The following is a 26114-nucleotide window of genomic DNA, read 5'->3' as shown; positions in this document are numbered from 1 at the left end:
GGGTACTGCGATGGCTCGTCCGCGAGGCTGCGCAGGGACGCGGCGGGAGGAGTGTGCCATGTCCGCTTCCGTTTCCAGGCCGGACATCGCCAAGGTGGCCCTGATCACCGGATCGGATTCCGGCATCGGCCGTGCCACCGCCGTCCGGCTGGCCGAGGCGGGGCTGGACATCGGCATCACCTGGCACAGCGACGAGGAGGGTGCCGCGGAGACCGCCGAGGAGGTCCGCGGAAAAGGGCGCCGGGCCGCCGTCACCCGGATGGACCTCACCCGGCTGCCCGCCGCCGCGGACGCCCTCGACGAACTGGCCGGGGAGCTCGGCGGACGGATCGACGTCCTGGTCAACAACGCCGGTACCGGCACCGCCACGCCGTTCCTGGACCTCCGCCTGGACGACGTGCGCCGCGTGCTGGACGTGGACCTGGTCGGGCCGCTGCTGTGCGGGCAGAAGGCGGCCCGGCGGATGATCGCGCAGGGCGACGGCGGCCGGATCGTCAATGTGACCTCGGTACACGAGCACCAGCCGCGGGTGGGAGCCGCTCCGTACTGCGCGGCCAAGGGGGGCCTCGGCCTGCTCACCCAGGTGATGGCCCTGGAACTCGCCGAGCACGGGATCACGGTGAACGCGGTGGCACCCGGCGAGATCGCCACGCCGATGACCGGCCAGGAGGACACCCACGTGCACACCGAGCGCCGCCCTGGCGTGCCGCTGGGCCGCCCGGGCGACGCCCGCGAGGTCGCCGCCGTGATCGCCTTCCTCGCCGGCCCCGACGCCTCCTACGTCACCGGAGCGTCCTGGAGCGTGGACGGCGGCATGCTGCGGATGGGCCCGATGGCCGGCTCCCACCTGACCGGCGACGACTGGCGGCGCCCCTGAGCGGGGCGCCGTGCGACCGCGCGCGTTCGACGGTGCGCGTGCGACCGTGTGCGAGCAGCCGCGGCGGCCCCGGTTTCACCCGTGCTCGAAAGCGGTGCGGGGACTCGTCGCGGGCGGTCCCGTCCTAGGCTTGATGACATGACCGAAAGCGCGAGCCCCCGTGTCTCCCAGCCGCGAATCATGGTGCTCGGGGTACAGCCGGGCCATCCGCCTTTCCGCATCGTGGAGATCGACGGTGAGGTGGTCGGCGAGGCGAAGACCGTCACCGATGTCCTCCAGGCCGCCGCGGCGTTCGGCATCCGGGTCCACGACCTGGACGATCCGGACGTGGTCCGATGGGTGGGCGGCGACAAGTTCAAATGGACCCTGCACTAGGCCGGCCGTTCCCCGGGCCCCGCGGAAGCCTCCCGGCCCCGCAGGACCGTTCCCGGCCCCGCAGGGCCCCTCACCTCACCCCACCGACCACTTCTGGTTGGCGCCGCCCGTGCACGTCCAGATCTGGAGGCGGGTGCCGTTGGCGGAGTTGTTGTCGGTGACGTCCAGGCACTTGTTCGCCTGGGGGTTGACGATGTCGTGCGCCGAGGACAGGACCCACTTCTGGTTCGGTCCGCCGGTGCAGTCCCACAGCTGGACCTTGGAGCCGTCCGCGGTGCCGTTGTCCGTGACGTCGAGGCACTTGCCGAGGGCACGCAGGCTCCCGTCGGAGGCGAACATCCACTGCTGGGCGGCGGTGCCGTTGCAGTCGTAGAGCTGGACCGGGGTGCCGTTGGCCGGGTTCGCGCCGGCCACGTCCACGCACTTGCCGGCCAGCCCGCGGATCGCGGCGCCGGTGGAGGTGGTGCTCGTGGTCACGGACACCGAGTCGACCACCAGCTGCTGCGGGAAGGCGGTGGAGCCGTCCGGGTCGCCCGGCCAGTAGCCGCCCACCGCCAGGTTGAGGATCAGGAAGAACGGCTTGTTGAACACCCACGTCTTCCCGCCCAGGTCGGCCGGGGTGCGACGCTGGTAGACGGTGCCGTCCACCGACCAGGTGATCGAGTCCGGCGCCCAGTCGACGGCGAAGGTGTGGAAGGCGTCCGCGAACGCCTGGCCGCTCGGCAGCGAGTACGGCGCGCCTATGCCGGCCGAGCCGGAGTAACCGGGGCCGTGGATCGTCCCGTGGACCGTCGAGGGCTCGAAGCCGACGTTCTCCATCACGTCGATCTCGCCGGAGTTCGGCCAGCCCACCTGCCCGATGTCGGTGCCGAGCATCCAGAACGCGGGCCACATGCCCTGCCCCCGCGGGATCTTCATCCGCGCCTCGACGTGCCCGTACTGCGCGGCGAACTTCCCCGAGGTGTTCAGCCGGGCCGAGGTGTACTGGCAGGTGCCGTACCAGCACTGGTAGTCGGCCGGGTTCTCGCGCCGGGCGGTGATGACCAGGTGGCCCTGGCCGTCCAGGGCGGCGTTCTTGTTGCCCGACGTGTAGTACTGCCGCTCGTGGTTGTTGACGTTGTCGCCGGTCTCCGTCTGCCACTTGGCGGGGTCGACGGCCGCGCCCGCGGGCCCGTCGAAGGTGTCGGAGAACGTCGTCACCGTGGCGGCGGCGGGGGAGGCGGCCGGTGTGTCCGCCCGCGCGGGGCCGATCGCGGCGGAACCGGCGAGCACGGCGGACAGCGCGCCGAGGAGACATCTGCGGAGCAGTCGTGGAGAGGCCACGGCTCTCCCTTCTGTGCGGCGGCCCGGAGCACGGGCGCGCCGACCGTTGTGGGGGGTCGGGGTCGACTCTTGATTTAAGGAGTGAAGTAAGGACCCGTCAAGTCCTTGGTACAGACCGCTTCTGACGGAGACTCAGACAGAAGCGCACCGTGTGGTCGATGCCGGACAGTCCTCCGCCGTTTCCGCTGCTGCTGTCGGGGCAACCGGGTTGCGGACCCGCGCGCCGCCGCGCCGCCCGCGGCCGGGGCGGTGCTTGGATGTGCCGGGAGGCGAACACGGGCCGAGCCCGCGGAGGTGGCGTGTGAAGGCGTGGACGACGCTGCTCGCCGTCCGCGAGGTGCCGGCCTGGTGGGCCGCGCTCGTGGCGCTCCGGCTGATGCCGATCGGCACCGTCGACACCCTGGAGTGGGTGGTCGGGGTGTGCGCCGCGGGTGCGGGCGTGCTGGTCGCGCGGGCCGGCCGGCGCGCGGCCGTGAGGCCGCGGTGAACGGCTGGAGCCTGGCTGTGACGGTGGTGCCGGCGGTCGGTCTCGGGACGGCCCCGCCCTGCTCCTGGCCCTGCTCGGCCCGGTCGGGACCCGGCTGCCGGTGGGTACGACCCTCCTGGGCGCACTGACCCTGCCCGGGATCCTGCGCTGACCGGCGGCCGGACGGCCGCGAGAGCGGTCAGTAGCATGAGCCCGGGAGCCCGAATGATCATGCGAGGAGCGGATCGTGCGAGACATCGCGGTGTTCAGCGGCAGCGCACATCCCGAACTGGCGGCGGAGGTCTGCGCGCACCTGGGTGTTCCGCTCAGCCCGACCCGGGTCAGCCGGTTCGCCAACGACTGCCTGGAGGTACAGCTCCAGGCCAACTGCCGGGAACGGGACGTCTTCCTGGTCCAGCCGCTGGTCAGGCCGGTGCAGGAGCATCTGGTGGAACTGCTGCTGATGTGCGACGCGGCTCGCGGCGCCTCCGCCGGCCGGATCACGGTCGTGATGCCGCACTACTCCTACGCCCGCTCCGACAAGAAGGACGCCCCGCGCATCTCGCTGGGCGGCCGGCTGGTGGCCGACCTGCTGGTCGCCGCGGGCGCGGGCCGTGTCCTGGCGATGACGATGCACGCACCGCAGGTGCACGGCTTCTTCTCGGTGCCCGTGGACCATCTGCACGCGCTGCGCGAACTGGCCGCGCACTTCCGGCAGTACGACCTGACGCGCACCACCGTCGTCTCGCCGGACCTCGGCAACGCCAAGGAGGCCGCCGCCTTCGCCCGGATGATCGGCGCCCAGGTGGCCGCCGGCGCCAAGCAGCGCTACGCCGACGACCGGGTGACCATCAGCTCGGTCATCGGTGACGTGTCCGGGCGGGACGTGATCGTGCTGGACGACGAGATCGCCAAGGGCAGCACGGTGCTGGAACTCCTGGACCGGCTGCGCGTGTCGGAGCCGCGCTCCATCCGGATCGCTTGCACGCACGGCCTGTTCGCGGCGGGCGCGCTCAAGCGGCTCAGCGAGCAGCCCGACGTGCTGGAGATCGTGTGCACCAACACCGTGCCGGTGCCGGTGGAGGACCACGAGGAGTACCGGGACCACAAGGACAAGCTCCGGATCCTGTCCATCGCCCCGGCGCTCGCCGAGGCCGTACGGCGCATCCACAACGGGGAGTCCGTCAGCGCGCTGTTCGACGCGCCGCGCGGCGAATGACCCCGAGTCGACGCGCCGCGCGGCGCATGACCCGCAGCGCTCACACCGGGCCCGACGCGGCCTCGGGTTGCTCGAGAGCCGCGTCCAGCGTCGGGCGGGGCGGCAGCAGCCGGGACAGGCCGGTGACCTTGAGCACGCGCAGCGTCAGCGGGTGCGCGCACACCAGGCGCAGCTCGCCGCCGTGGTCGATGAGCCGGCTCCGGGCCCGGTAGAGCAGGCGCAGCCCGGAGCAGTCGAAGAAGTCGATCCCGCTCAGGTCGATCACCACCCGTGCCCCGGGCCGGGCCGTGATCCGGTCCAGGTACGGGATGATCTCCACCGCCGCCGCGATGTCGATCTCACCGTGCAACTCCAGCACGGTGTGCCCGCGCTCCCGGCGGACCCGCAGATGCCGGGTGAATGGCGCGCGTTCGTTCCCCACGACGACCTCGCCTCCCACCGGACTCCGCTGCTGCGGGGGTGCGGTTCAGCCGAACCAACACCCGCCCCCGCTCAGCAAGTTACCCTCGTTGGAGCGAATTCCAGCATGTTCGATTGACATATGTCTGTGAATTGAGGTCAGTCGACCACCAGAACCAGCTTGCCCGTGGTGCGTCCCCTCTCGCCGAGCTCGTGCGCCTTGGCGGCCTCGGCCAGCGGGAACGTACCGGCGATCGTGGCGCTCAGCTTCCCTTCCTCGACGAGGCCCGCGATCATCCGCATTCCGTGGTGGTCGGCGTCGACCAGCATCCGGACCGCCCGGACGCCGAGCCGCTCGGCCTCCTCGTAGAAGTCGTCGGAGCCCATCGGGATGATCGACACCACGACCCCGCCGGGCCGCAGCACCCGCAGCGAGCGCAGCGCGGTCTCGCCGCCGATGGTGTCCAGCACGACGTCGACGTCGCGCACGGCCTCGGCGAAGTCGGTCGTGCGGTAGTCGAGGGGTTCGTCCACGCCGATCCCGCGCAGGAAGTCGTGCTTGCCCGCGCTCGCGGTGCCGATGACGTGCGCGCTGCGCGCCTTGGCGATCTGCGCCGCCACATGGCCCACGCCGCCCGCCGCCGCATGGATCAGCACCCGCTGCCCGGCCCGCACCTCGGCCCGCTCCACCAGTGCCTGCCACGCCGTCAGCGACACCAGCGGCAGGGCGCCCGCCCGGACATGGTCGATCCCGGCGGGCTTCGGCGCGAAGACACGCGCCGGGGCGGTGACGTACTCGGCGTGCGAGCCGTGGCCGAACGGGTAGCTCAGCATGCCGAAGACCTCGTCACCGGGCCGGAACAGGGCCACGCCCACGCCCGTCGCCTCGACCACGCCGGAGACGTCCCAGCCCAGGACGAAGGGCGGCTCGCCGAGGAAGCCGCCCGTGGCACGGTGCTTCCAGTCGGTGGGATTCACTCCGGCGGCCCGCACCCGGACGAGCACCTCGTTGGGGCGCGGCGCGGGCCGCGCCGGCTCGGTCACCTTCAGCACGTCGGGGCCGCCGAGGACGTCCTGGCCGATGGCACGCATCGTCTTCACGGTGTTCACCTCGCCCATGGTGGACCAGCCCGCCCGGGTCCGCGCGCCGGCTCAGACGCGTCCGCGCCCGCTCTTCTTCTCCGCCGTCTTCGTGGCCTCCTTCGCGGGCCATACCCCGGTCGAGCGCTCGATGGCCTTGGCGCCCGCGCGGTCCACGGCGCTGCGCACCATGGCGAAGATGGCCCCCTGCACCGCCGCGGCCAGCAGGATCTCGCCCCAGCGCCGGTCCCGGTCGAGCGCGTCGGGCGCGTCGTCCTCGTGCCGCATGGCCTTCCACGTGGCGCGGAACGCCATTCCGGCCAGCGAACCACCGGCCCAGCCCAGCACGAAGCCGACGGGCTGGTAGGCGAGGGACAGCTTGTGCTTCTTCTTCTTGGCCACCTGTGTCTCCTTGTGCGGATACCTCGGTCAGGCCCTGCCCTGGGGCGGGACCTCCTCACCGCCCCGTACGGGACCCGGTGCCGTGCCCTCGCCGAAGGGACGGCCGCCGAGCTCCTCGCGGTGATGCGGTGTCAGCCAGCCCGACGTGTCGGGCCCGAGCGGCACGATGCCGGTCGGGTTGATGCCCGTGTGCACCTGGTAGTAGTGCCGCTTGATGTGGTCGAAGTCGACGGTGTCGCCGAACCCGGGCGTCTGGTAGAGATCGCGGGCGTACGCCCACAGCACCGGATTCTCCACCAGTTTCCACAGGTTGCACTTGAAGTGTCCGTGATACACGGCGTCGAAACGGACCAGAGTGGTGAACAGCCGGATGTCGGCCTCGGTGATCGTGTCGCCGACGAGATAGCGCTGTCCCGCCAGCCGCTGGGCCACCAGCTCCAGCCGCCGGAACACGCCCGCGCACGCCGCCTCGTACTCCTCCTGGTTCGTGGCGAAGCCCGCCCGGTAGACGCCGTTGTTGACGTCCGCGTACACCTCGGCCATCACCGTGTCGATCTCGCCGCGCAGCTCCGGCGGATACAGGTCCGGCGCGCCGGGCCGGTGCAGGTCGGTCCACTGCGTGGCCAGGTCGAGGGTGATCTGCTGGAAGTCGTTGGTGACAAGCGCGCCGCTCGGTACGTCCACGAGCGCGGGCACGCTCACCCCGCCGGGATAGCCGGTCTCCCGCCGGTCGTAGGCCTCACTGAGGAAGCGGATGCCCAGCACCGGGTCCCGGCCGCCGGGGTCGAGGGTGAAGCGCCAGCTGCGGTCGTCCTGGATCGGATCGACGACGGCCAGGGACAGGGCGTCCTCCAGCCCGAGCAGCCGCCGCGCGACCAGCGCCCGGCTCGCCCACGGGCACGCCCGGCTGACGACCAGCCGGTAGCGGCCCGGCTCCACGGGCCAGCCGTCCCGGCCGTCGGCGGTGATCCGGTCAGCGAAGTGGCTCTTCGAACGCTTGAAGGCCTTGTGGCCGTACGCACGGTTGCCCTCGCCGCCCTCGCTCATGCCTCGTCCCTCCTGCCGCACGGGTGTCCTGCCGGACACCTGCCGCGCGGGTGTCCTGGTGGACACGTTCCCCGAAATCCGCGGACGGCACGGTGTGAGCCGTGGCGGCGGGGGCAATCGGCCAGCGTGAGCGGGACACCAGAGAACACACGCGAAACGCACCCGAAGGAGCACAAGGCCGCCCGGCGCCCGACCGGAGGCCGCCCCGGATCGGCCTCGGACCGCAGGACCCGCGTCACCGTGCTGGTGGCGCTCGCGGCGAACCTGGTCATCGCCGCCGCCAAGGCCGTGGGCGGTCTCCTCGCGCACTCCCCGGCCCTGCTGTCGGAGGCCGCGCACTCCGTCGCCGACAGCCTCAACGAGATCTTCCTGCTCGCCGCGCTGCGCCGCAGCCGCCGCCCCGCCGACCGGCGCCATCCCTTCGGCTACGGCAAGGAGCGGTTCTTCTGGTCGCTCCTCGCCGCCGTCGGCATCTTCGTCATGGGCGGCTGCTTCTCCTTCTTCCAGGGCGTCGAGGCCCTGCGCAACGGCGCGCACGAGGACTTCACCGGCTACGTGGTCGGCCTGGTCGTGCTCGGTGTCGCCCTCCTCGCCGAGGGCATCTCGCTGCTGCGGGCGCTGCACCAGGTGCGCGGGCAGGGCGGCACGAGCCGGCTGCGGGACCCGGCGCTGCGCACGGTCGTGGCCGAGGACGGCACCGCGGTGCTGGGCGTCACACTCGCCATCCTCGGCATGGCGCTGCACATGGTCACCGGGCAGGTCGTGTGGGAGGCCTCGGCCTCGCTCGCGATCGGCGCGCTGCTGGTCTACGTCGCCTACCGCCTCGGCCGCGACGCGCGCGACCAGCTGATCGGGGAGGCGGCGGACCCGGAGCTGAGCGGCCGGATCGGCAGCCTGCTGCGGGCGCAGCCGGAGATCGACAGCGTCGAGGCGCTGTTCACCATGAAGACGGGCCTGGACTCGCTGCTGGTGGCGGCCCGCGTCGACCTGGTGCCCGGTCTGGACAGCGAACGGGTCGAGGAGGTCGCGATGCGCATCAAGCGCTCCATCGCCCGCACCGTCCCCGAGGCGGAACAGATCTTCCTCGACGTGACCGACCGGCCGGCCGAGGAGGCACGCGAGAGCCCCGCCGCGACGGGGGAGCGCGGCGGGGCCTGAAGGACCGCTGCCCGGCCGGCCGCCGCTCCATGCCTGCCCGGCCCGGATTTCTCCCGGACGGCGGGCGGCGCCCTGCGGACGGCGGCCGACCGGTTCAGCGGCCTTCCGCGGCCTCCAGCACGAACACCGGGATCTCCCGCGAGGTCTTCGCCTGGTACTCGGCGTACGGCGGATACGCGGCGACCGCCCGCTCCCACCACTCGGCCTTCTCGCTGCCGGTGACCTCGCGGGCCGTCATGTCCTGCCTGACGGGACCGTCCTGCAGTTCCACCCGGGGGTCGGCCTTCAGGTTGAAGTACCAGAACGGGTGCTTGGGCGCGCCGCCCTGCGAGGCGACCACGGCGTAGCGCCCGTCGTGCTCCACCCGCATCAGCGGCGTCTTGCGGAGCCTGCCGCTGCGCGCGCCCCGTGTGGTCAGCAGGATCACGGGCAGCCCCGTGTCCAGGAGCGTGGTCCCCTTGGTACCGCCGGAGCTCTCGTACAGCTCCACCTGCTCCCGCACCCAGCCGGCCGGGCTGGGCTCGTACTCGCCCTCAAGAGGCATGGCGTACGTCCTCTCGTCGCGTGCTGTGACGGTTCGTGCACCGTCATTCAACACCGACGCCGACGACACCGTTCCCCTTGGCGCGATCCGGCGGCCCGCGGCGGCCGCCCAGGTGCCGTATCGCGCCGGGCGGGGCCGCGTGGCCCCGGCTCACGGCGACACCGCCGTGCGCACCGCCAGTGCCATGATCACGGCGCTGGAGACCAGGGCGGTGACCAGCCGCCCCCGGCGGCTGGTCAGACCCCGGCCGAGCAGGGCGCCGCCGCCGGCCAGCAGCAGCTGCCAGCTCGCCGACGCGGCGAACGCGGCCAGGACGAACACCCCCTGCTCCAGCAACGGCACGGTGTCCGCGGCGCCGGCACCGCCGACGACCAGCGCAGCGAAGTAGATCACCGTGGTCGGATTGAGCAGGGTGATCCCGAGCAGCGCCAGGTAGGCCCGTGCGGGGCCGGGCGGGGGAGCGACGGGGCGGGCGGTGTGCCGGCCCTGCCGGTGCTGCCGTACGGCGGCGACCGTGCCCCGCACCGCCAGTGCGGCCAGGACCAGGGCCGACGCCCAGCGCAGCGGCACCAGGACGGGCCGCAACGCGTCGGCCAGGGCGGTGCCGCCGAGGGCGGCCAGCAGGGCGTAGAGACCGTCGGCGGTGGCGACGCCGAGCGCGGCGCAGGCACCGGTCCGCAGGGACGTACGGGCGGTCAGGGAGACGAGGAGGGTCGCGACGGCGCCGACGGGCACGGCGATGCCGTAGCCCGCGACCAGCCCCGCGACGAGCGCGGCCGTCACGTTCGCGGCGGACCGGGCCTCCGGGGACGGCCGGGCTGCTGTCGGCGCGCTGCCGGGACGGCGGCGGCGGACGGAGGCAGCGGGAGAACGTCGATCGTGGACATGGCCGGATCCTGCGCGAGCGGGGTCCGCCGAGGCAACTCGTTTATGAACGAGGCAACCTGTCAATGAAGCGGAAGAGACGCTTCCCAGCCAGATCCCGCAGGTCACCGATCTGGCCGAACTTCGCGTCGCCCCATGGATGCCTGGGGCATCCCATGGAGATCGGCACGACGCACCCTTCGTCTGCGAGGTCTCCCATGCCGGACCCGACCACCCGACCGTCCCAGCCCGTCGCCTTCCCGCAGGACCGCACCTGCCCCTGCCACCCGCCCGCCGGCTACGACCCGGTGCGCGCCACCCGCCCACTGGCCCGCGTCACCCTCTACGACGGCCGTCCGGCCTGGCTCGTCACCGGACATGCGCTCGCCCGGGAACTGCTGACCGACCCGCGCCTGTCCACCGACCGCAACCGCGACGGCTTCCCCATGACCACACCCCGTTTCGCGGCGGTCAAGGACCGCAGGACCGCGCTCCTGGGCGTCGACGACCCCGAACACCACGCCCAGCGGCGCATGATGATCCCCAGCTTCACCCTCAGACGCGCCACCGAGCTCCGGCCCCGGATCCAGCGCACCGTCGACGGCCTGCTGGACGCGATGATCGCCCAAGGGCCGCCCGCCGAACTGGTCGGCGCGTTCGCGCTGCCGGTGCCGTCCATGGTGATCTGCGCGCTGCTCGGCGTCCCCTACGCCGACCATGAGTTCTTCGAGGAGCAGTCACGGCGGCTGCTGCGCGGCCCGACCGCCGGAGAGACCCAGGACGCGCGGAACCGGCTGGAGGAGTACCTGGGCGACCTGGTCGACCGCAAGCGGAAGGACCCCGGCGACGGCGTACTGGACGACCTGGTCCAGCAGCAGCGGCGCGAGGGCCGGCCGGACCGCGAGGAGCTGCTCGCGATGGCCGTCATCCTGCTCGTCGCGGGCCACGAGACCACCGCCAACATGATCTCCCTCGGCACCTACACCCTCCTCCAGCACCCCGAGCGGCTGGCCGAGCTGCGCGCCGACCCCGCACTGCTCCCGGCGGCGGTGGAGGAACTCATGCGGCTGCTGTCCATCGCGGACGGACTGCTGCGCGTGGCCACCGAGGACATCGAGGTGGCCGGCACGACGATCCGGGCCGGCGACGGCGTGGTCTTCTCCACCTCCGTCATCAACCGCGACCAGGACGTCTACGCCGCCCCCGACACCCTCGACTTCCACCGGCCGGCCCGCCACCACATCGCCTTCGGCTTCGGCATCCACCAGTGCCTCGGCCAGAACCTCGCCCGCATCGAGCTGGAGATCGCCCTGGGCAGCCTCGTCCGACGGCTGCCCACCCTCCGGCTCGCCGCCCCGCCGGAGGAGATTCCCTTCAAGCCCGGCGACACGATCCAGGGGATGCTCGAACTCCCCGTGAGCTGGTAAGAGGCGTACCGCCATGCGCATCGACATCGACAGGGACTGCTGCATCGGCGCCGGCCAGTGCGCGCTGGCCGCCCCGAACGTGTTCACCCAGGACGACGAGGGCTTCAGCACCCTGCTGCCCGGCAAGGAGGACGGCGGCGGCGACCCGATGGTCCGCGAGGCCGCCCGGGCCTGCCCCGTCGGCGCGATCACCGTCACCGAGCCGGCGGACTGACGCCACGGTCACCGCGTCGGCGGAGTGACGTCACCGGCACGGCGCCGGTGGGGTGACGGCGGCGTCCGCGCCCGGCACGTCGAGCACGGCCAGCGGCAGCAGGCGCAGCCGTTCCGGCGCGGCGATCACCTTGTAGGAGGCGATCCGGTCGTCGCGTACGGCGATGTCCAGGGCGAACAGCAGCCGGCCCTGCGGCGCCACCACCGCGCCGACCCGGCCGTCGACCAGGGCGACGGCGGCGAACCGGGCACGGTGGCGCAGCGCGACCGTGCCCTCGGCCACCGCGCGCGCCCCGCGCAGCTCCACCGGAACCCCGGCCGGCAGGGCGGCCGGATCAGCCCGGCGCACCACGTCCGGGGCGAGCACGTCCAGCAGCGCGCCCAGGTCCCCGCCCCGCGCGGCGGCCAGGAACGCCTCCACGATCCCCCGGTGCCGCTCCAGCTCCGCCCCGGAGGCCACCGGGACGCCCCGCACCTTGTGCCGGGCCCGGCTGGCGAGTTTCTTCGCGGCCGGCTGCGAGCGGTCCACGACCGCCGCGATCCGGTCGAAGGGCACCGCGAACAGGTCGTGCAGCACGAACGCCACCCGCTCCAGCGGGCTCAGCGTGCCGAGCACCACCAGCAGGGCCACGCCCACCGACTCGGCGAGCAGCGCCTCCTCCTCGGGCGCCCGCCCCTCGACGGCGCCCGCCTCCTCCGGAGCCTCGTGCCCGTACGGCTCCTCGCGGCGCGCCGCACGGGAGCGCAGCATGTCCAGACAGACCCGGGAGACGACCGTGGTCAGCCAGCCGGACAGGTTGCCGATGCCGTCCGCGCCGGTGCGGTCCAGCCGCAGCCAGGCCTCCTGCACGGCGTCGTCCGCCTCGCTGAGCGAGCCCAGCATCCGGTACGCCACCGCCCGCAGGTGTGCGCGCCGCTCCTCGAACCGCCGGGCCAGTTCGTCGTCGCCCGCCATGAGGCCCATCGGTCACCCTTCCGTGCCGTGCTCCGTCACCCCACTGACGAACCGGACACGACCGAGGTGACCTTTCCATGCTGCTGCACATCGACTCCAGTGCCGACGCGACCGCCGACTCGGTGAGCCGCCGGCTGACCGCCGACTTCGTACACGTGTGGCGGGAGCGGCACGGCACGGCGGAGTACCGCCACCGTGACCTGGCCGCCGCCCCCGTGCCACCCCTGACCGCCGCCTGCACCACCCTGGGCCGCAGGGTGGAGCACCAGGGCTTCGTGCCCCCCTCGAAGGTGCCCGCGCTGATCGAGGGCCCCGCCGAGCAGCGGGAGTGGGACCTGACCCTGCCCCTGATCACCGAGCTGCGCTCCGCGCACACGGTGCTGCTCGGCGTCCCGATGTACAACTTCTCCGTGCCCGCGTCCCTGAAGGCGTGGATCGACCGGGTGACCTTCCCCGGGGCGTTCGCCGACCCGGACACGGGCGAGAGCCTGCTGGGCGGCACCCGGGTGGTCGCGGTCATGGCCCGCGGCGGCGGCTACGGACCGGGCACCCCGCGGGAGTCCTTCGACTTCCAGACGCCGTACCTGAAGGCCTGGTTCGGCAACCTGGGCGTGGCCCCCGGCCGCCTCCACCTGATCGCCGCCGAACTGACCCGCGTCGACGTCCTGCCACAACTCGCCGGCCTGGAGCACCTGGCACGGCAGTCGCTCGCCGCGGCCCGGGAACAGGTCCGGACCCTGGCCGCCGCCTGAGCCCCGGCGCCTGTCCGCGGAGGTAGGGCCCGGCCACCGCCCGCCCGAGCCGGCGCGGCCGCAGGCGGTTCAGCCTGTTCCTGCGAGGGAACCCCGGGTGTTCACGCCCTTAGCGGGATCGCGTCCCCGGCTGAGTGGTGCGGAGCACCGCAGCAGCATCCGGCGCGGAGCGCCCGGCAGCCGGGTCGGGGACTTTGCCGTGTTCGAATGCGGGGGCCCGGAGGGGCCGGGTAGCGTCGCGGCTGTGAAGCTGGTGGTGCAGGTGAAGCTGCTGCCGACGCCCGTGCAGGCGGCGGCACTTGGGGCAACTCTGCACGCCTGCAACGAGGCCGCGTCATGGGTGAGTGAAGTCGCCTTCGAAAAGGATGTGAAGAACAACTTCGCGCTGCGCAGACTCACCTACGACCAGGCGAAGGCCCGATGGGGCCTGGGTGAGCAGGCAGCCCAGCACGTGATCAAGAAGACGTGCGACGCGTACGCCGCGCTGAAGGCGAACCTTCGGGCCGGGAACCTGGGCAGGCCCGGCTCGCGGCGCCACCGGAAGGCCGCCGGGAAGCCGGTCGCCCTCCGGCCCGACAGCGCACAGCCGTACGACGACCGGATGCTGTCCTGGCAGATTCCCGGGCGACGGATCTCCATCTGGACGGTGTCGGGCCGGGTGAAGGACGTGGCGTTCACCGCCGCGCCGGAGCAGCTGGCCACCCTGTCCCTGTATCGCAAGGGCGAGTCCGACCTGGTGTGCCGGGACGGCATGTGGTTCCTCATGGCCACGTGCGAGGTCCCCGAAGCCCCGCTGCACACGGATCCGGTGGACTTCCTCGGCATCGACCTGGGCATCGTCAACATCGCCACCACCTCGGACGGCAAGATCATGGCCGGGCGCGAGCTCAACCGTATCCGTGTGCGAGAACGCGGGCTGCGCGCCAAGCTGCAGCAAAAGAACACCCCGTCCGTCAGGCGTCGGCTGAAGAAGCGGCGGCGCAAGGAGGCGCGACGGGCGCGGGACATCAACCACAAGATCGCGAAGCATGTGGTGGCCGAGGCTTGGGGGTACCTCCCACGCCGTCAAGGCAGTGGGGGAGCACCGGTCGCGGGATCGCCCTGGAAGACCTGACGGGCATCCGCGAACGGGTACGGCTCCGAAAGCCCCAACGGGCCACCCACTCCTCTTGGGCTTTCGCCCAGCTGGGGGGCGTTCATCGCGTACAAGGCCCGCCGCGCGGGGGTGCCGGTGGTGTACGTCGACCCGGCCTACACCTCCCGCACCTGCGCCGAGTGCGGGCACATCGACAGGGCGAACCGGGTCTCGCAGGCCTGGTTCGCGTGCCGGTCCTGCGGATTCGTTGATCACGCGGACCGGAACAGCTCCCGCAACATCCGCGCTCGCGCGTGGGAGTTGTGGCGACGCGGGGCCCAGTCAACGGCCCCTGCCCCACCCCCGCGCCAGCGGGGCGGGGCTGGACGCAAACGCAGTGCCACAGCCAGTGGTGCCCGTTGTGCAAGCCCGCCACTTCGACGACGGGTGATTGACTAGGGTCGGCCGGGTGACGGAACACGCCGGGGAGCCCGTGAAGACACCCTTCCTGTACGTCGTCGTCTGCGCCGCGGGCATCGCCTCCGGCGTCGGGCGGCTGATCACCGCCGCGCGGGCGCGCGGCTGGGAGGTCGGTGTCATCGCGACGCCGGTCGCCCTGGGCGGCTTCTTCGACACCGCCGAGGTGGAGCGGCTGACCGGCCGCCCCATCCGGTCCGCCTGGCGCAGCCCCGGAGACCCGCGGCCGTTCCCGCCGCCGGACGCCGTGGCCGTGGCGCCCGCCACCTTCAACACGATCAACAAGTGGGCGGCCGGGACCGCCGACACCCTGGCGCTCGCCACCCTGTGCGAGGCGTACGGCCTCGGCGTCCCGGTCGCCGTCCTGCCCTGCGTGGCCCGCACGCTGGCCGCCCACCCCGCCTACCAGCAGAGCCTGGTACGGCTGCGGGCCATGGGCGTGCGCTTCGGGGAGGCCGCCTCCGGTGATGCCGAAGAGGGCGGCGGGCGGCCGGACTTCGCCTGGGAACGGGCGCTGGATCTGCTCGAGGCGTTCCCGCGTCCCCGGGGACCCCGCCCGGCCGAGTCCGGCATGCGGCACGGTCCGCCGTCGTGATCGGCCACGGCCTACGCTCTGGTCGAGGACCATCCGGAAGGCAGGAGCAGCAACGATGCAGTACGTGAAGCTCGGTTCGACGGGCCTGGACGTGTCGCGGATCTGTCTGGGCTGCATGACCTTCGGTCTGCCCGACCGCGGCACGCACGAGTGGACCCTCGACGAGGAGGCGTCGCGACCGCTGATCCGGCAGGCCCTGGAGGCCGGGATCACCTTCTTCGACACCGCCAATGTCTACTCCGACGGCACCAGCGAGGAGATCGTCGGCCGGGCGCTGCGCGACTTCGCCCGCCGCGACGAGATCGTGCTCGCCACCAAGGTGCACGGACGGATGCGGCCGGGCCCCAACGGCGGCGGCCTGTCCCGTAAGGCGATCATGACCGAGATCGACCACAGCCTGCGCCGCCTGGGCACCGACTACGTCGACCTGTACCAGATCCACCGCTGGGACCCGCACACGCCGGTCGAGGAGACGATGGAGGCGCTCCACGACGTCGTCAAGGCGGGCAAGGCCCGCTACATCGGGGCGAGTTCGATGTACGCCTGGCAGTTCTCCAAGGCCCAGTACACGGCCCGGCTGCACGGCTGGACCCGCTTCGTCTCCATGCAGAACCACTACAACCTCCTCTACCGCGAGGAGGAGCGAGAGATGCTGCCCCTGTGCGCGGACCAGGGCGTCGGCGTGCTGCCCTGGAGCCCGCTCGCGCGCGGCCGTCTCACCCGGGACTGGGACACCACCACGCACCGCAGCGAGAGCGACGCCTTCGGCAGCCGCCTCTACCCGGAGGGCGACCGCGCCATCGTGGAGGCCGTGACCCGCATCGCCGGGGAGCGGGGCGTCCCGCGCGCGCAGGTGGCCCTCGCCTGGCTGCTGCACCAGGACACGGTCACGGCGCCGATCGTCGGCGCGTCCAAGCCGCAGCACCTCCAGGACGCGGTGGCCGCCGTCGAACTGGAGCTGAGCGACAAGGAGATCGAGGAACTCGAGCGGCCCTACACTCCGCACGAGGTCAGCGGTCACTGAAGCCGTAGTTCCCCGGTGGGCCGTGCGGCGCCACGGCCCACCGCGTGCGCGCCGGCGCGGTCGACTGAGCAGAAACCAGGGGCGTTTGCGGAAGACCGTGTGATCCCTTGTTGCTCCGCGCTGACCTGTGCAAAGGTGTGGCCCTGTCGGCGCGCGGACGATGGGCCCGGAGGAAGACCAGCCGTGAAAGACCCAGGCCTGTCCCATTCCCCCGAACCGCCCGGCCCGTTCGACGCGACGGACCAGCAGCTGAGCACGGAACTGAGCAAGTGGACCGGCGCCACCCCCGCGCTCCGGCCCGTCGGTCAACTGCTCGACCGGCACTGGGAAGCGGCCTTCGCCTACGCCCGGCTGTGCACCGACGGCCCGCACCCGGCGGGCATGCTGACCACCGCCTCCTTCACCCGGCTGTTCGGGCAGACGCTGCGTCAGGCCGGACCGACGGCCGCCTGGCGGCCCCAACTGCTGATCACCGTGCGCCGTATCGCCGCCGAGTGGGCCGCCGACCACCGGCGGGAGATGCTGCACCCCGAGCTCAGGGCCGCCGCCGCGGACGACCGGATCGCCGCCCGGCTGCTGCCGGCCGCCGACCGCCGCCTGCTGCCCCAGGCCTTCCAGCGGCTGCCCCAGACGGCCCGCGCGCTGCTGTGGCACGCCGACGTCGAGGCCGAGCCCCTCGCGGTGCCGGCCCGGCTGCTCGGAATCGACGAGGAGGACGCGCGCGTCGGACTCCGGCGCGCCCGGGAGCGGCTGCGCGAGGAGTGCCTCCAGGCCCACCGCGAACTTGCCCCGGCACAGGACTGTCTGCGCTACTTCCGGCTGCTGGACGTGACCTGGCGGCGCGGCGGTGTCGACATCGACCCCGACCTGCGCGAGCACCTGGCCCGATGCACGCACTGCCGGTACACCGCCGACCAGTTGGCGCGGTTCGACGACGGCCTCGGCACGGCGCTCGCCGAAGGCGTGCTCGGCTGGGGCGCGCGGGAGTACCGGGAGAGCCGCGCGGCCGGAGCCGCACCGCCCGCCGAGGACGGGTCACTCACGCCCCCACCGTCCACGGCGTTCGTCGGCGGCGAGGACTTCACCACCGCCCCGCCCGGCGCCCCGCCCGTCGCACCGGACGGAGCCGAGGCGTTCGGCTCGTCCGGCGGGCCTGGCGTGACTTCCTTGGGAGGTGACGCCTTCGGCACCGTCCCGTCCGGCGGCCCCGCCTCGCGACGAGCGGCCAGGCCCGCGCTGTTCGACCGGGGGCGTCGTCGCGCCCGGACTGCCGGGGATGCCGATGTCCCGCCCGCTGCGGGGGGAGTGGGTGCGGATTCGTCCGGCGGGCCCGCCTCGGGGTGGCCGGACGCGTTCGTGCCGTTCGACCGGGCCCGCCACGGAGCCCGGCTCGCCAGGGAGAGCTTCGTCCCGCCCGGCGCCTCCGGCGCGGAGTCCGCGGCCGCCTCGCGTGCCGTTCCCGGGCAGGACACGCCGGGCGCCTCCGGTGCCCGGCGCTCGGACCGGCAGCCGGCGCCGGGCATACGCGCGGCCGTGCGGCCGGGCACGGCGACGCCCGGGCGGCGCGCCGGCGCGCGCCGGTCGGCGCACCGGGCCGCCCGGCGTGCCGTCCGCCGGCGCAATCTCGCCATCGCGGTGGCGACGGTGAGCGGACTTGTCGTACTGCCCCTGGCCCTGTGGTCGGTGCTCGGCTCCGGCGACGACGACGCTCCGGGCTCCGGCCGGCAGCCCTCCGGCACTCCCGGCCCTTCCTCGGGCACCGCGAGCCCCGGATCGAGCCCGGGATCGTCCTGGGCCGGTGCGGGCGGGGCCGGGAAGTCCACCCTGCGCGGACGGCTGCACAACGTCGCCTCGGGGCTGTGCGTCGGCATCGTCGGCGGCAAGGCCGTCAAGGGCGCGGAGACCGAGCTGACGACCTGCTCCTCGGCGCCCGGTCAGCAGTGGGCGTACGAGAGCGACGGCCTGCTGCGCAGTGGCGCCGCGCCCGGCCTCTGCCTGGACTCCCACCTCGGCTGGTCCGTCCAGCTGGCCACGTGCCCGGGCGCCTCCGCCCCGGGCGCCAGGAACGTCCGCTACGACTTCACCCTCCAGGGCACCCTCGTCCCGCGTTTCGACCAGGATCTGGCCCTGACCCCCGCCGCGACCGACGGCGCGGGCGCCCTCGTCCTCAAGACCCGCGCCCGGAGCGACACCCAGCGCTGGGCGATCGACCCCGCCGCACCGGAGCTCCAGATGGACGTGGCCGACTGGATCCCGGACGGTGGCGCATCGGCGCACCGGACGGCCGGCCGCTGAACGCCGTCACGGCCGGGTCGCCCGACGCACTCAGCGATGCCGGGGCGGTCCCGGCGGGGGTGGCGGTGGGGGCGCCGAAGGCGGTGGAGGCGGCAGGGTCGTGAGGTCCGGCGCCGCCTCCGGCCACACCAGCAGCACCGGGCAGGGTGCGTGGTCGACGGCGAACCGTACGGCGGGCCCCAGGCTGTGCGGGCCGAGCCGCTCGCGGTCCCCGTCGCGCGCCAGCACCAGCAGATCGGCGTCCTCGGCCGCCGCCACCACCTCGCGCTCCGCCCGCCCGGCCCGCTCCAGCCGGGTGCACGGCCGCCCGAGCCGGGCCGCGGCGGCCTGAAGCAGCTCGGCCCCCGACGTGGCCTCCAGATCCGCCAGCCGGTCGCCCGGATCCCGCTCGGGACGGCCCCGGCCGAGCAGCCCTGCGAACGCCCCGTGCGCCACGCCGGGCACCTCCGGCCCGCTGACATGCAGCAGCACCACGTCGGACGCGTCGGGCGCATGGGTGCGCACCGCGTCCACACAGGCGGGCCAGGTGCCCTCGACCAGCCAGGCGATCACTCGCATACGACGGCCTCCCTCAGCCTTCCCGCCCTCCGGGCGTGTCGGACCCTTTGACGGGAACTCACAGAATCCGCAGCGCCCCCCACAGTGCCACCACCGCGGGTACGAGTGCCGACGGCACGGCCAGCAGACCGAGCCGGGTGAATTCCCTGAGGTCCACGCCGTGTTCGTGCTGGTGCACGATCCGCCGCCACAACAGGGTCGCCAGCGACCCGGCGTAGGTCAGGTTCGGCCCGATGTTCACCCCGAGCAGCACGGCGAGCACCGCACCCGGCCCGGCCGGTGCGGCCAGCGGCAGCAGGACCAGCACGGCCGGGAGGTTGTTGATCAGGTTGGCCAGTACGGCGGCCAGCGCCGCGACCCCGAGGAGCGCGGGCAGCCCCGTGCCGGCCGGCAGGACGTGCCCGAGCGCGTCGGCGAGCCCGTTGTCCACCACCGCGCGCACGACGACGCCCAGGGCCAGGACGAACGCCAGGAAGGCCGGTGCCGCGGCCCGCACCACGGTCGGCACGCCGGCCTTGCCGCGTGCCAGCGCGCGCCCGGCGAGCACCAGCGCACCCGCCAGCGCGGCCCACACCGGATCGACGCCGAACGTGGACGTCACGACGAACCCGGCCAGCGTGCAGGCGACCGTGACCAGCGCGAACAGCGGCGGCTCGGGCGGTTCGCCGGAGGCCGGAGCGGGCGCCGCGACGGCCAGGTCGCGGGCGAAGAAGCGACGGAAGACCATGTACTCGGCGCCGATCGCCACCAGCCAGGGCAGCGCCATCAGCGCGGCGAACCGGGTGAAGCTCAGTCCGCTCGCCGCGAACGCCAGCAGGTTGGTCAGATTGGAGACGGGCAGCAGCAGCGAGGCCGTGTTGGACAGGTGCGTGCAGGCGTACACATGCGGTTTGGGGCGCACGCCCGTACGTGCGGCGGTGGCGAACACCACCGGGGTCAGCAGCACGATGGTGGCGTCCAGGCTGAGCACCGCCGTGATCGCGGACGCCAGGGCGAACACCGCCGTCAGCAGCCGGACCGGACGGCCCCCGGCCCAGCGGGCCGTCCACGCCCCGCACGCCTCGAACAGCCCTTCGAGGTCGCAGAAGTGGGCGAGGACCAGGACCGCGGCCAGGAACCCGACCACCGGTCCCAGCCGCTCCGCCTCGGCGCGGGCGTGGTCCAGCGAGATCGCGCCGGTGGCGACGGCCAGGGCGGCGGCGGGGACGGCCATCACCGCCTCGGGCAGGCCGAAGGGGCGGATGACGGCCCAGGCGAGGACGGCGACGAGCAGGGCGACGGACAGTGCCTCTGCGAGCGGGGTGTTCAGGGCTCGTTCCTCCGGACGCGATCAACGGTGCCCGCACATCAAAGCAAACGGCCGCGGGGGATCCGGGCGGACGTGCGAGGACCGGTGCGCGTCAGGGGCCGGTGCCGGGGCTGAGGACCGTCAGGAACACCGAGGAGGCGTTGCCGCCCACGGGAACCTGCCCGGCCGTCCATGTCACCGTCAGGTGGTCGCGCTCGTCGGGCGGCGTGACGATCAGCGCGGCGGGCGTCGCCGTCCGCGCCCCGCTCACACCGGGGTTGGAGAAGGTCAGTCCCGCCCAGGCGCTCGCGCCCGGCCGCAGCGTCACGGTGCTGGGCGTCCCCGACTCGCGCTTCGGGTCCGGGCCCAGCTGCCGGCCGGAGGCGTCCACGAAGGCGGCGCCCGGATAGCCGTGCACCGTGCAGGTGCGGCCTGAGGTGTTGGTGAGGACGACCGGGAAGTTCTCCTGGCCGGCGCCGGGGTCGTTGCGGCCCACGGTCGCCTTCAGCTCGGAGGTGTGGCAGCGGGTGCCGCGGGCCGTGGTGCCGGTGCCCGAACCGGAGTCGCCGCCGGCCGGGGCCGAGGAGGAGCCCGGGTGCGTCGCGGTCCCGCCCGGGGCGGTGGTGGTGCCGCTCGGCGCGCTGCCCGGTGCGGTGCTCGTGGCGGGCGCGCCGGTCGTCGGGCCACCGGTCGCGGGCGCGGCGGTGCCCGGCACCTTCTGCGGGGGACTGACCGTTCCGGTGCCGTTGCCGCACGCGGTCAGCAGGCCCAGCACGGCCACCGAGCTCGCGAGCAGCGCCGTGCGGGGGCGGGAGAGGGAGGTATAAGCCATGTTCCACGCTCCTGGAGTTCGTCGCACGCGGTCGGGCGTGCGTCCGGCGCCTGGTGCGCCGACATGGTGTCCGATGCACGGTCGCGGCGGAAAGTTCGCGGAGTGCCGCGCGTTTCCCCCATTCACCCGACTCCTGTGCCGGGCACCTGATGCATTCCCGTTTCCGGGCCGGGTGCCGTTCACCCGTACGGGGGTCAGGTACCCGCCTGGCTCTCCTGCGGTGCCGGGGAGCTGCCGGGCTCCCTTACGCGCGGGGTGCCCCGCACGCCGTTCGGGAGTCAGGTGACCCGCAGGGAGCCGAGTACGCGGTCGGTGGCGTCGTCGCCGCCGTGCTGGCGGATCTGCACGTACACCTCGGGCTGCCGCGCGGAGCCGGCCGGGACCAGGGCGGTCTCGGTGAGCCGGCCGCCGCCGGGGCAGCCGGTCCAGGTCCGGATCCGGCCGTCCCAGCGCGGGCTCGTCCAGGCGCGGCTGCCGTCGTAGTGGCAGCCGGGGTGGTCCACGGCGTTCACCCGGGCGGTGACGTCGCCGTCCTCGCTCACGCCGACGAACACGCCTCGCACGTCGGCTCCGAGGTCCTGCCACCGGGACAGGTCGTCGGCGACGGCGAGCCCCGGCTCGTGCCCGGCGGGCAGCCCCAGGGCGCTCGGGTCCCAGCCGGAGTCCCGCAGCTGCCGCCCCCAGCCGTCCGGCACCTCCAGGGCGACCCGGCCGGTGGCGTCCGCGACCCGCACGCTCGACGCGGGGGACGGCCGCAACGTCAGTGCCAGGGTCACGCCCGCCGCGGCGACCACCGCCACCGCTGCGGCTGCCGCGACGACCCTCCCGCGTCGGCGGGGCCGGACGCGGGACGGCCCCGCGGCGGCCAGCCGCTCCAGCTCCTCGGCGAACGCCTCGGCGCTGGGCCAGCGCCGCTCGCGCTCCGGCTCCAGCGCGCGCATCAGCGCCCGCGCCACGCCGGGGTCCACATCCGGCCGCAGCCGCTGAAGCGGCACGACCCTGCCCGGCGCGGCCGGGACCGTGCCCGTGACCAGTCGGTAGCCGACCGCGCCCAGGCTGTAGACGTCGGCCCGCGCGTCGATGCCGAAGCCCGGTTCGGCCTGCTCCGGCGGCCGGTAGCCGGCCGAGCCCGCGGCCAGCGTCAGCCCCGAGGCCTCCGCCAGGCTTTTGGCGAGCCCGAGGTCGGCGAGCAGCACCCGCCGGGTGCCGTCCGGCGCGGTGCGCAGCAGGATGTTGCTGGGCTTGACGTCCCGGTGCACGACGCCGGCGTCGTGCAGGGCCTGCGCGCCGCGGGCGGCGAGCGCGGTCAGCCGCAGCGCCTCCGGCACGAGCGGGAGATCCGCGGCGAGCAGGTCGGCGAGGGTGCCGCCGTCGGCGTACTCCATGACGAAGTACGGTCTGCCGTCGGGCAGTTCACCGATGTCGTGGACCTGCGCCACCAGCGGCGAGCCCGCCTTGCGCAGCAGCCGCGCCTCGGACAGGAACCGCTCCCGCACGTCGAGGCGGTGCGACCAGTTCTCGGCGAGGACCTTGACGGCCACCGGAGCCTGGAGCTCGTCGTCGTGGGCCAGCCACACCGTGGCGAAGGCCCCGGTGCCCAGGCGTCGTTCGACCCGGTAGCGGCCGATCCGCTCGACGGAGTGCATGCGACTATCATGCCTGCCCTGAGATCGACTCCAAGGGGGCCTGCCGTGCCGGACCCGGCGGTGACCGACGACCTCGCCCGGCGTGCCGCCGCCGGCGATGCCACGGCGCTGGAGGAACTGCTGCAGGAGATCCGTCCCGAGGTGCTGCGGCGCTGCGGACGCTTCCTGCCCTGCCGGGAGGACGCGGAGGAGGCCGCACAGGACGTCCTGCTCCAGGTCGCGCGGCGGATCTCCACGTTCCGGGGCCGCAGCCGCTTCTCCACCTGGCTCTACACGGTCGTCGCCAACTGCTGCCGCCAGAAGTACCGGGAGCTGAAGCGGCGCGCCGCGGAGCAGCCCGCCCCGATCGAGCCGGCGCACTTCGCCGACCCGCGTACCACCAGCGTCATCGCGGGCTCCCGCGTCGACCTCCTGGAGGCGCTGGAGCGGCTGGAGCGGGAGCATCCGCACCTGGTGGCGCCTCTGGTGTACCGGGACATCTGCCAGCTGGAGTACGCGGAGGCCGCCGAGCGGGCCGGTGTGCCGCTGGGCACGTTCAAGTCGCGGCTGCACGAGGCGCGCCGCCAGGTCAGGCCCTGGCTGACCGGTGCGCCGTGAGCGCGGGTGAGACCCTCACGCCTCGACAAGCCTCGGTGAGCCCCTCACTCCTCAACAAGCTCCGGTAAGCCCCGGTAAGCCTCGGTGAGCCCCCTCGCGCCCCAGTCAGCCCTCACTCCTCCTCCAGCAGGCTCAGCTCCGCCCAGATGGTCTTGCCCTCGGCGGTGTGCCTGCTGCCCCACCGCTGGGTCAGCTGGGCGACCAGCAGCAGTCCGCGGCCGCCCTCGTCCCAGGTCCTGGCGCGGCGCAGGTGCGGGGCGGTGCTGCTGGTGTCGGACACCTCGCAGATCAGATGGGCGTCGTCGTGGATCAGACGCAGCCGGATGGGCGGGGTGCCGTACCGGATGGCGTTGGTGACCAGCTCGCTCACCACCAGCTCGGTGGTGAACGCCGCCAGGCTCAGACGCCAGTCGTCGAGTTGGTCGAGGACCTGCTTGCGGATCGGGGCCACCAGCGAGGGATCGGAGGGAATGTCCCAGGTGGCCACCTGGGCGGCGGGCAGGCCCCGGGTGCGGGCGAGCAGCAGGGCCACGTCGTCGGCGAAGCCGCCCGTCGGCACCACCGTGTGCAGCACACGGTCGCAGGCCGCGTCCAGCGAGCCCGCCCGCTGGGCCAGCGCCTCGCACAGCAGCCGGTGACCGGCGTCGGCGTCGCGCGCGCGGTTCTCGATCAGCCCGTCGGTGTGGAAGGCGAGCACACTGCCCTCGCGCAGGTCGAGCTCCGCCGACTCGAACGGCAGTCCTCCCACGCCCAGCGGGGGACCCGGCGGCAGCTCGATGCGGTGCGGCGGGCCGTCGGGCGGGAGCAGCACGGGGGAGGGGTGTCCGGCGCGGGCGAGGACGCAGCGCCGCGAGACGGGGTCGTACACCGCGTACAGGCACCTCGCGCCGACCTCGGCGGGCCGGCCCTCGCCCTCGGCGTCCGCCTCGTTCGACATCCGGGCGACGACGTCGTCGAGGTGGGTGAGCAGCTCGTCCGGGGCGAGGTCGATGTCGGCGAGGGTGCGCACGGCGGTGCGCAGCCGGCCCATGGTGGCCGAGGCCCGCACCCCGTGCCCGAGGACGTCCCCGACGACCAGCGCGACCCGCATCCCGGACAGCGGGATCACGTCGAACCAGTCGCCGCCCACTCCGGCACGCGCCGCCGGGAGGTAGCGGGAGGCCGCCTGCACGGCGGCCGTGCGCGGCAGGGTACGCGGCAGCAGGCTGCGCTGCAGGGCGAGGGCGGTCTCCCGCTCGCGCGAGTAGCGGCGGGCGTTGTCGATGCAGACGGCGGCCCGGGCCGTGACCTCCTCGGCCAGCAGCACGTCGTCCGGTGTGAAGGCGGCGGGCTGGTCGAACCGGGTGAAGACGGCCACCCCGAGGGTCACGCCCCGGGCGCGGATCGGCACCGACATGACGGCGTGGATGCCGAGCCGCTCCACCCGCCGGACGAGCTCCGGATGCCAGGCGAGCCATTTCCCGAGGTCGCCCGAGGTCTTGGCGACGACGATCGGCTGCCCCGACAGCAGGGACGCGCCCTGGGGCGAGGCCGCCGGGTAGACCTCGCACTGCCCGGCCGGGATCACGGGGTCGGGGTCGCCCGGCCGTACGGAGCGGTGGGCGACGCGGCGCAGGGCGGCGGGTACGGTGAGCGGCCCGATGGGCAGTTCGCCGCCGTCCTCGGGCGGGTCCACCAGGTCGACGCTGACGAAGTCGGCGAGGGCCGGCACGCAGACGTCGGCGAGCTCCTGAGCCGTCAGGGTGACGTCGAGCGTGGTGCCGATGCGCACGCTGGCCTCGTTGACCAGTTGCAGCCGCTCGCGCGCCCGGTACTGCTCGGTGAAGTCGTGGGCGGCGACGCACACCCCGCGCACCCGCCCCTCGGCGTCGGTGATCGGGGAGATCCGGGCCAGCCAGGCGTGCCCGTTGCCGTCGCCGCCCATCGGGATGTACGACTGCATGTCGTGTCCCCGGCCGGTTCTGAGCACCCGGAGCATTCGCGCCTCGATGTCCGCGCTCTGCGGCCGCCCGCCGATCTCGGACGCGCGCAGGCCCCGCGGCGGCTCCTTGGGGACGCCGAGCGCCTCGGCCATGGCGTCGTTCATCGAGTGCAGCCGCAGCCGCTCGTCGTAGATCGCGACCGCGCAGGGGGACTGGGTGAGCAGCACCCGGTCCAGGGGATGGGCGTCCTCGGCCGGGACGGGGCCGCCCTCCAGGGGCGTGACCAGGAGCCAGCCGCCGTCCTCTTCCGGGCTCCGGCGGTGCGCCAGTACCCAGACGGAGACGGTGTGCCCGTCGCGGTGGCGCAGGATGAGTGTGCCGCTGGCGCGGTCGTCCTCGGGGAGGGCGCGCCGCGCGCCGCCCGCGAGCAGGATCGCGACGGGCTTCGACACGACCTCTTCCGGCGCCCAGCCGAGCAGTCGGCGCGCGCCCTCGCTCCACTCGACCAGGACGCCGTGCGCGTCGACGACCGCCCGTGCCGTGGCGGCCTCGTCGAACGGATACGCCGGACTCATCGTCGCCACTCCATCGCGCACACTCACGGTGATCAGGTGTGTCACTCGCGTTCCAGCGTAGTGCGTACCGGCTCCGCGCGGTCGGGCGACCCCGGCCGCACCGGGCGGGAGCCGCCAGCCGAGTGGCCG

The 26114-nt window shown here is 73.7% G+C and carries 25 protein-coding genes and 1 pseudogene; 13 read left to right on the top strand and 13 right to left on the bottom strand.

The window, feature by feature from the left end; genetic code table 11:
- Positions 1-58: 58 nt before the first annotated feature.
- Both R2S09_RS16570 and R2S09_RS16565 read left to right on the top strand, forming a co-directional pair.
- The gene (locus tag R2S09_RS16570) at positions 59-877 is read left to right on the top strand and encodes an SDR family oxidoreductase (RefSeq protein WP_306187184.1); all 819 of its coding nucleotides are present in this window, start codon (positions 59-61) and stop codon (positions 875-877) included.
- 138 nt (positions 878-1015) lie between these two features.
- Positions 1016-1252, top strand: a complete 237-nt coding sequence (locus tag R2S09_RS16565) for a hypothetical protein (protein WP_189901133.1) — start codon at positions 1016-1018, stop codon at positions 1250-1252.
- 75 nt (positions 1253-1327) lie between these two features.
- Here R2S09_RS16565 and R2S09_RS16560 read toward each other — a convergent pair whose 3' ends face one another.
- Positions 1328-2575 carry a lectin gene (locus tag R2S09_RS16560; protein ID WP_316741755.1) on the bottom strand — a complete coding sequence of 416 codons (1248 nt, stop codon included), beginning with the start codon at positions 2573-2575 and terminating at the stop codon, positions 1328-1330.
- Positions 2576-2876: 301 nt separating this feature from the next.
- Here R2S09_RS16560 and R2S09_RS16555 point away from each other — a divergent pair, with 301 nt between their 5' ends.
- Both R2S09_RS16555 and R2S09_RS16550 read left to right on the top strand, forming a co-directional pair.
- A complete protein-coding gene (locus R2S09_RS16555) occupies positions 2877-3062 on the top strand; it encodes a hypothetical protein (RefSeq protein WP_316741753.1) in 186 nt (61 codons plus the stop codon).
- 226 nt (positions 3063-3288) lie between these two features.
- Positions 3289-4260, top strand: a complete 972-nt coding sequence (locus R2S09_RS16550) for a ribose-phosphate pyrophosphokinase (protein WP_306191084.1) — start codon at positions 3289-3291, stop codon at positions 4258-4260.
- Positions 4261-4300: 40 nt separating this feature from the next.
- Here the strand turns inward: R2S09_RS16550 and R2S09_RS16545 are convergent, their stop codons facing one another.
- The 4 genes from R2S09_RS16545 to R2S09_RS16530 form a co-directional block, all read right to left on the bottom strand.
- A complete protein-coding gene (locus R2S09_RS16545; protein WP_306191085.1) occupies positions 4301-4681 on the bottom strand; it encodes an anti-sigma factor antagonist in 381 nt (126 codons plus the stop codon).
- Between the two features lie 137 nt (positions 4682-4818).
- Positions 4819-5778 (bottom strand): NADP-dependent oxidoreductase, encoded by a 960-nt coding sequence (locus R2S09_RS16540; protein ID WP_316741751.1) that lies wholly within the window; start codon positions 5776-5778, stop codon positions 4819-4821.
- A gap of 33 nt (positions 5779-5811) precedes the next feature.
- Positions 5812-6141, bottom strand: coding sequence for a DUF4235 domain-containing protein (locus R2S09_RS16535; RefSeq protein WP_306191087.1), 330 nt, complete (start codon positions 6139-6141; stop codon positions 5812-5814).
- 27 nt (positions 6142-6168) lie between these two features.
- Entirely contained in the window at positions 6169-7188 is a 1020-nt protein-coding gene (locus R2S09_RS16530) for a glutathione S-transferase C-terminal domain-containing protein (RefSeq protein ID WP_316741749.1), read from the bottom strand.
- 126 nt (positions 7189-7314) lie between these two features.
- Between R2S09_RS16530 and R2S09_RS16525 the strand changes: the two genes are divergently transcribed.
- On the top strand, positions 7315-8346 hold the full coding sequence (locus R2S09_RS16525; RefSeq protein WP_372337787.1) for a cation diffusion facilitator family transporter: 1032 nt from the start codon (positions 7315-7317) through the stop codon (positions 8344-8346).
- Positions 8347-8440: 94 nt separating this feature from the next.
- On the opposite strand, the gene R2S09_RS16520 is transcribed toward R2S09_RS16525, so the two are convergent.
- Both R2S09_RS16520 and R2S09_RS16515 read right to left on the bottom strand, forming a co-directional pair.
- Positions 8441-8890 carry a nitroreductase family deazaflavin-dependent oxidoreductase gene (locus R2S09_RS16520; protein ID WP_306191089.1) on the bottom strand — a complete coding sequence of 150 codons (450 nt, stop codon included), beginning with the start codon at positions 8888-8890 and terminating at the stop codon, positions 8441-8443.
- Positions 8891-9040: 150 nt separating this feature from the next.
- On the bottom strand, positions 9041-9673 hold the full coding sequence (locus R2S09_RS16515; RefSeq protein WP_306191090.1) for a LysE family transporter: 633 nt from the start codon (positions 9671-9673) through the stop codon (positions 9041-9043).
- A gap of 299 nt (positions 9674-9972) precedes the next feature.
- On the opposite strand from R2S09_RS16515, the gene R2S09_RS16510 reads away from it, so the two are divergent.
- On the top strand, positions 9973-11181 hold the full coding sequence (locus R2S09_RS16510; RefSeq protein ID WP_316741747.1) for a cytochrome P450: 1209 nt from the start codon (positions 9973-9975) through the stop codon (positions 11179-11181).
- Between the two features lie 13 nt (positions 11182-11194).
- A complete protein-coding gene (locus R2S09_RS16505; protein ID WP_316741745.1) occupies positions 11195-11395 on the top strand; it encodes a ferredoxin in 201 nt (66 codons plus the stop codon).
- Between the two features lie 30 nt (positions 11396-11425).
- Here R2S09_RS16505 and R2S09_RS16500 read toward each other — a convergent pair whose 3' ends face one another.
- Positions 11426-12349, bottom strand: a complete 924-nt coding sequence (locus R2S09_RS16500) for a sigma-70 family RNA polymerase sigma factor (protein WP_306191145.1) — start codon at positions 12347-12349, stop codon at positions 11426-11428.
- Between the two features lie 77 nt (positions 12350-12426).
- On the opposite strand from R2S09_RS16500, the gene R2S09_RS16495 reads away from it, so the two are divergent.
- From R2S09_RS16495 to R2S09_RS16475, 5 genes and pseudogenes are all read left to right on the top strand, one after another.
- Entirely contained in the window at positions 12427-13101 is a 675-nt protein-coding gene (locus R2S09_RS16495) for an NAD(P)H-dependent oxidoreductase (protein WP_316741744.1), read from the top strand.
- Positions 13102-13345: 244 nt separating this feature from the next.
- Positions 13346-14635 (top strand): annotated as a pseudogene (locus R2S09_RS16490) (RNA-guided endonuclease InsQ/TnpB family protein).
- A gap of 10 nt (positions 14636-14645) precedes the next feature.
- Entirely contained in the window at positions 14646-15248 is a 603-nt protein-coding gene (locus tag R2S09_RS16485) for a flavoprotein (RefSeq protein ID WP_316741743.1), read from the top strand.
- A 55-nt stretch (positions 15249-15303) separates the two neighbouring features.
- On the top strand, positions 15304-16272 hold the full coding sequence (locus tag R2S09_RS16480) for an aldo/keto reductase (protein WP_189901163.1): 969 nt from the start codon (positions 15304-15306) through the stop codon (positions 16270-16272).
- 183 nt (positions 16273-16455) lie between these two features.
- A complete protein-coding gene (locus tag R2S09_RS16475) occupies positions 16456-18567 on the top strand; it encodes an RICIN domain-containing protein (RefSeq protein ID WP_316741742.1) in 2112 nt (703 codons plus the stop codon).
- Between the two features lie 30 nt (positions 18568-18597).
- Here R2S09_RS16475 and R2S09_RS16470 read toward each other — a convergent pair whose 3' ends face one another.
- From R2S09_RS16470 to R2S09_RS16455, 4 genes are all read right to left on the bottom strand, one after another.
- Positions 18598-19125, bottom strand: coding sequence for a universal stress protein (locus R2S09_RS16470; protein ID WP_316741741.1), 528 nt, complete (start codon positions 19123-19125; stop codon positions 18598-18600).
- A gap of 58 nt (positions 19126-19183) precedes the next feature.
- The gene (locus tag R2S09_RS16465; RefSeq protein ID WP_316741781.1) at positions 19184-20434 is read right to left on the bottom strand and encodes an SLC13 family permease; all 1251 of its coding nucleotides are present in this window, start codon (positions 20432-20434) and stop codon (positions 19184-19186) included.
- A 91-nt stretch (positions 20435-20525) separates the two neighbouring features.
- Complete coding sequence (locus R2S09_RS16460) at positions 20526-21245, bottom strand: DUF4232 domain-containing protein (RefSeq protein ID WP_306191096.1); 720 nt, start codon at positions 21243-21245, stop codon at positions 20526-20528.
- A 278-nt stretch (positions 21246-21523) separates the two neighbouring features.
- Positions 21524-22891, bottom strand: coding sequence for a serine/threonine-protein kinase (locus R2S09_RS16455; RefSeq protein WP_316741739.1), 1368 nt, complete (start codon positions 22889-22891; stop codon positions 21524-21526).
- A 45-nt stretch (positions 22892-22936) separates the two neighbouring features.
- Between R2S09_RS16455 and R2S09_RS16450 the strand changes: the two genes are divergently transcribed.
- Positions 22937-23488, top strand: coding sequence for an RNA polymerase sigma factor (locus R2S09_RS16450; RefSeq protein ID WP_316741738.1), 552 nt, complete (start codon positions 22937-22939; stop codon positions 23486-23488).
- Between the two features lie 112 nt (positions 23489-23600).
- On the opposite strand, the gene R2S09_RS16445 is transcribed toward R2S09_RS16450, so the two are convergent.
- A complete protein-coding gene (locus tag R2S09_RS16445; RefSeq protein ID WP_316741736.1) occupies positions 23601-25985 on the bottom strand; it encodes a SpoIIE family protein phosphatase in 2385 nt (794 codons plus the stop codon).
- Positions 25986-26114 lie beyond the last annotated feature (129 nt).

Source organism: Streptomyces sp. MK7 (assembly GCF_032658145.1).
Classification (GTDB): Bacteria; Actinomycetota; Actinomycetes; order Streptomycetales; family Streptomycetaceae; genus Streptomyces; species Streptomyces spiralis.
The sequence above is the reverse complement of the archived record's forward strand: the minus strand, read 5'-3'. Positions and strand labels throughout refer to the sequence as shown.